We start from the raw sequence: 4,888 nt of genomic DNA, 5'->3' as shown, positions 1-4,888 counted from the left end.
GTGTGTCTCCCTCCTTTTCCCCCCCCCCCCCCCCCCCCCCCCCTTCCCCCCTCCCCCCCCCCCCCCCCCCCCCCCCCCCCCCCCCCCCCCCCCCCCCCCCCCCCCCCCCCCCCCCCCCCCCCCCCACCGTGAGGCCGGTCAATCCTCGCACCCGGCCCGGATGCCACTCACGTCACCGTCGGTCGTACAGCACGTCCTGGAGGAACTTGCCGGTGTGGCTGCCGGCCACCTCGGCGACCTCCTCGGGCGTGCCCTCGGCGACGATCAGGCCGCCGCCGCTGCCCCCCTCGGGCCCCAGGTCGACCACCCAGTCGGCGGTCTTGATCACGTCGAGGTTGTGCTCGATCACGATCACCGTGTTGCCCTTGTCGACCAGGCTGGTCAGCACGCCCAGCAGCCGGCGGATGTCCTCGAAGTGCAGACCCGTGGTCGGCTCGTCGAGCACGTACACCGTCTTGCCGGTGGAGCGGCGCTGCAGTTCGGAGGCGAGCTTGACCCGCTGTGCCTCGCCGCCGGAGAGCGTGGTCGCGGGCTGGCCGAGCCGCACATAGCCCAGGCCGACGTCGTTGAGCGTGCGCAGGTGCCGGGCGATCGCGGGGACCGCCTCGAAGAAGGCCAGGCCCTCCTCGATCGGCATGTCGAGCACCTCGGAGATGTTCTTGCCCTTGAAGTGCACCTCGAGCGTCTCGCGGTTGTAGCGCGCGCCGTGGCAGACCTCGCACGGCACGTAGACGTCCGGCAGGAAGTTCATCTCGATCTTGATGGTGCCGTCGCCCGAGCAGTTCTCGCAGCGACCGCCCTTGACGTTGAACGAGAACCGGCCCGGCAGGTAGCCGCGCACCTTGGCCTCGGTGGTCTCCGCGAACAACTTGCGCACGTGGTCGAACACACCGGTGTAGGTGGCCGGGTTCGAGCGCGGGGTGCGCCCGATCGGGCCCTGGTCCACGTGGACGACCTTGTCCACCAGGTCGGTCCCGGTGATCCGGGTGTGCCGGCCCGGCACCAGTCGCGCGCCGTTGAGCTCGCGGGCCAGGTGGGTGTACAGGATGTCGTTGACCAGGGTCGACTTGCCCGAGCCGGACACGCCGGTGATCGCGGTGAACACACCCAGCGGGAACGCCACGCTGACGTCCTGGAGGTTGTTCTCCCGGGCGCCGTGCACCACCAGTCGGCGCTTGGTGTCGGGCACCCGGCGCTCGGTGGGGGTGGGGATGGACTTGCGGCCGGAGAGGTAGTCGCCGGTGGCCGAGCGCTTGTTCTTGAGCAGTTCCTTGTAGCTGCCCGAGTGCACCACCTCACCACCGTGCTCGCCCGCGCCGGGACCGATGTCCACGACCCAGTCGGCGATCCGGATGGTGTCCTCGTCGTGCTCGACCACGATCAGCGTGTTGCCCATGTCGCGCAGCCGGACCAGGGTCTCGATCAACCGGTGGTTGTCCCGCTGGTGCAGGCCGATGGACGGCTCGTCGAGCACGTACAGCACGCCGACCAGGCCGGAGCCGATCTGGGTGGCGAGTCGGATGCGCTGCGCCTCGCCACCGGACAGGGTGCCCGCGGCCCGACTCAGCGAGAGGTAGTCCAGGCCGACGTCGACCAGGAACCTCAGCCGCTCGTTGACCTCCTTGAGCACCCGCTCGGCGATCTTCTTCTCCCGCGCCACCAGCTTGATCCGGCCGAGGAACTCGGCGCAGTCGCTGATCGACATCGACGCGACGTCGGCGATCGACTTGTCCGCGATGGTCACCGCGAGCACGATCGGCTTGAGCCGGGCGCCGTGACACGTGGCACACGGCACCTCGCGCATGAAGCCCTCGAAGCGCTCGCGACTGGTGTCGGTCTCCGCCTCGGAGTGCCGACGCACGATGTAGGGCAGCGCGCCCTCGAAGGACGTGTAGTACGAGCGCTCGCGGCCGTACCGGTTCTTGTACTTGACGTGGATCTGCGTCTTGTGGCCGTTGAGCAGCGCCTTCTTGGCCCGCTGCGGCAGACCGTCCCAGGCGATGTCGGTCCGGAAGCCCATCTCGGCCGCGAGCGCGGAGACCAGCCGGCCGAAGTACTCCGACGCGTGTCCGCTCGACCACGGTGCGAGCGCGCCCTCGTCCAGCGACTTCTGCCCGTCGGGCACCACCAGCTCGGGGTCGACCTCCATCCGGGTGCCGATGCCGGTGCAGTCGGGGCACGCGCCGAACGGCGAGTTGAAGGAGAACGAGCGCGGTTCCAGCTCCTCGAACGACAGGTCGTCGTACGGGCAGTACAGGTGCTCGGAGAACATCCGCTCGCGGTGCGCGTCGTCCTCGGGCAGGTCGACGAAGTCCAGGATGACCATGCCGGAGCCGAGCGAGAGCGCGGTCTCCACCGAGTCGGTCAGCCGGCGCTTGGCCGAGGACTTGACGGTCAGGCGGTCGATGACCACCTCGATGGTGTGCTTCTCCTGCTTCTTGAGCTTGGGCGGGTCGGTGAGCTGGATCACCGCGCCGTCCACCCTCGCCCGGCTGTAGCCCTTGGACTGGAGCTCGGCGAACAGGTCGACGAACTCGCCCTTGCGCTCGCGCACGATCGGCGAGAGCACCTGGAAGCGGGTGCCCTCCTCGAGCTCCAGCACCCGGTCGACCACCTGCTGCGGGCTCTGCCGGGCGATCGGGCGGGAGCACTGCGGACAGTGCGGATGGCCGATTCGGGCGTAGAGCAGGCGCAGGTAGTCGTAGACCTCGGTGATCGTGCCGACCGTGGAGCGTGGGTTGCGGTTCGTCGACTTCTGGTCGATCGAGACCGCGGGCGACAGACCCTCGATGAAGTCGACGTCGGGCTTGTCCATCTGCCCGAGGAACTGGCGCGCGTAGGACGACAGCGACTCGACGTAGCGGCGCTGTCCCTCCGCGAAGATCGTGTCGAACGCGAGCGAGGACTTGCCCGAGCCGGACAGCCCGGTGAAGACGATGAGCGCGTCGCGCGGAAGGTCGAGGGAGACGTCCTTGAGGTTGTGCTCGCGCGCGCCACGGACGATGAGACGGTCGGCCACTTGAGAATCGAAACCCTTCGACGACATGCCGCTGCGGCTGGATGGTGTCGGATCGGTACGCGTCGACGCGCGGAACGAGGTCGACAGTGCGGATCGCGGCGGTGTTCGAGCAGTGTCGGACCAGTGCTCGATGATGTACCTCGCGCCATCGTAAGCAGCCCGGGGCAGGTTTTTGTTCCCTTTGGGCCGCCAGGCTATCGCACATTCATTCGAACAAAACTTCTTGCGGCCACTCTTCACTCGATCGTGTGAAACACAGGCCCGGGGGTCCGCGCCACTAAGGTGAGACCCCAAGACCTCGTCGCTCCGGGACCCGTCTCGTCCCGCAGGTCGGCGGCGAGGCCGATCCGGGGGAGGTATGCGTGACCACGGACGGGTTCGATCCCGCCGCACTGCTCGCGGAGATCAACGACGCGACCGCGCAGGTATTGGCGACCGCGGAACGGCTGACGCCCGAGCACCTGGCCGGGCCGTCGTTGCTGCCCGGGTGGACCAGAGGCCACGTGCTGACCCACCTCGCGCGCAACGCGGACGCCCTGACCAACCTGCTGAACTGGGCCCGCACCGGGATCCCGACCCCGATGTACCCGCCCGGTGACGCCCGCGACCGGGCCATCGCGGAGGGTGCCGGGCGGCCCGCCCAGGAGCTGCTCACCGACCTGTACGACGCGTCCGGCCGGTTCGCCCAGGCGTTCACCGCGATGACGCCGACCGCGTGGGGCGCCAAGGTCACCGCGCGCAACGCGGGCGAGATCGCCGCCACGACGCTGCCCGCGAAGCGGCTGCGCGAGCTGTACATCCACCATGTCGATCTGGACGCGGGCTGGACGCCGGCGCACTGGCCGACCGAGTACACCGAGCGCGAGCTGAACGAGGTCGCGGCCTCCTTCCGCGGCCGCCCGGACTGCCCGCCGCTGCTGCTGCGCGACGACATCACCCACCGCGAACTGCGCATCGGCCCGGAGGGCGTGGCTCCGGCCGCCGTGGTCTCCGGCCGCCGGCAGTCGCTGCTCGCGTGGCTGATCGGCCGCACCAACGGCGACGGGTTGATCGTCGAGCCGTTCGGTCGACTGCCACCGCTGCCCGCGTGGATGTAGCGGGTGGTTCCGGTCGGCGAGGGCGCCGGTCGGTAGCCGGGAGGGCGCGCGGACGGGGAGGATGGCCTACATGACGTATCACGGATCCGTGAAGGTCGGCGGCGCCCCGGCCGTGCGCGAGCTGGCCAATCTGATGATCACCAAGGTGGCCGTCGGGCCCTACGACAACGACGCCTACCTGCTTCGCTGCCGCGCCACCGATCGGCAGTTGCTGATCGACGCGGCCAACGACGCGAGCACGCTGATCACCCTGGTGGGCGACGGCGGCCTGGCGAAGGTGGTCACCACCCATCGGCACCAGGACCACTGGCAGGCACTCGCCGAGGTGGTCGCGCACACCGGCGCGACCACCGTGGCCGGGCGCGCCGACGCCGAGGCCATCCCGGTGCCCACCGACGTGCTCGTGGACGACGGCGACACGATCGCCTTCGGCGCGATCGAACTGCGGGCCATCCACCTGGTGGGCCACACCGAGGGCAGCGTGGCGCTGTTGTACGACGACCCCAAGGGCCACCCGCACCTGTTCACCGGCGACTGCCTGTTCCCGGGCGGGGTGGGCAACACCTTCGGCGACCCCGCCGCGTTCGACCGGCTGATCGACGACGTCGAGCACAAGCTCTTCGACCGGCTCCCGGACGAGACCTGGGTCTACCCGGGCCACGGCAACGACACCACGCTGGGCGCCGAGCGCCCGAGCCTGACCGAGTGGCGCGAGCGCCGCTGGTGATCCGCGCGCGCCGAGCGCCGGTCCGGCCGGGTCAGGCCGGACCGG

At 70.1% G+C, this 4,888-nt stretch carries 3 protein-coding genes; 2 read left to right on the top strand and 1 reads right to left on the bottom strand.

What is annotated here, in order from left to right; translation table 11 throughout:
- Positions 1-172 precede the first annotated feature (172 nt).
- Entirely contained in the window at positions 173-3,019 is a 2,847-nt protein-coding gene (uvrA, locus tag ACZ4FV_RS51630; protein ID WP_395862570.1) for an excinuclease ABC subunit UvrA, read from the bottom strand.
- Between the two features lie 362 nt (positions 3,020-3,381).
- Here uvrA and ACZ4FV_RS51625 point away from each other — a divergent pair, with 362 nt between their 5' ends.
- Both ACZ4FV_RS51625 and ACZ4FV_RS51620 read left to right on the top strand, forming a co-directional pair.
- Positions 3,382-4,116: a maleylpyruvate isomerase family mycothiol-dependent enzyme gene (locus ACZ4FV_RS51625; protein WP_402231679.1), complete on the top strand. Its 735-nt coding sequence runs from the start codon at positions 3,382-3,384 to the stop codon at positions 4,114-4,116.
- A 70-nt stretch (positions 4,117-4,186) separates the two neighbouring features.
- A complete protein-coding gene (locus ACZ4FV_RS51620; protein ID WP_395862568.1) occupies positions 4,187-4,843 on the top strand; it encodes an MBL fold metallo-hydrolase in 657 nt (218 codons plus the stop codon).
- The last annotated feature ends 45 nt before the right edge of the window (positions 4,844-4,888 follow it).

This window comes from Embleya sp. NPDC025285, from assembly GCF_055558835.1.
Note: the sequence above shows the minus strand (reverse complement) of the source record. Positions and strands in the feature narration are given on the sequence as shown.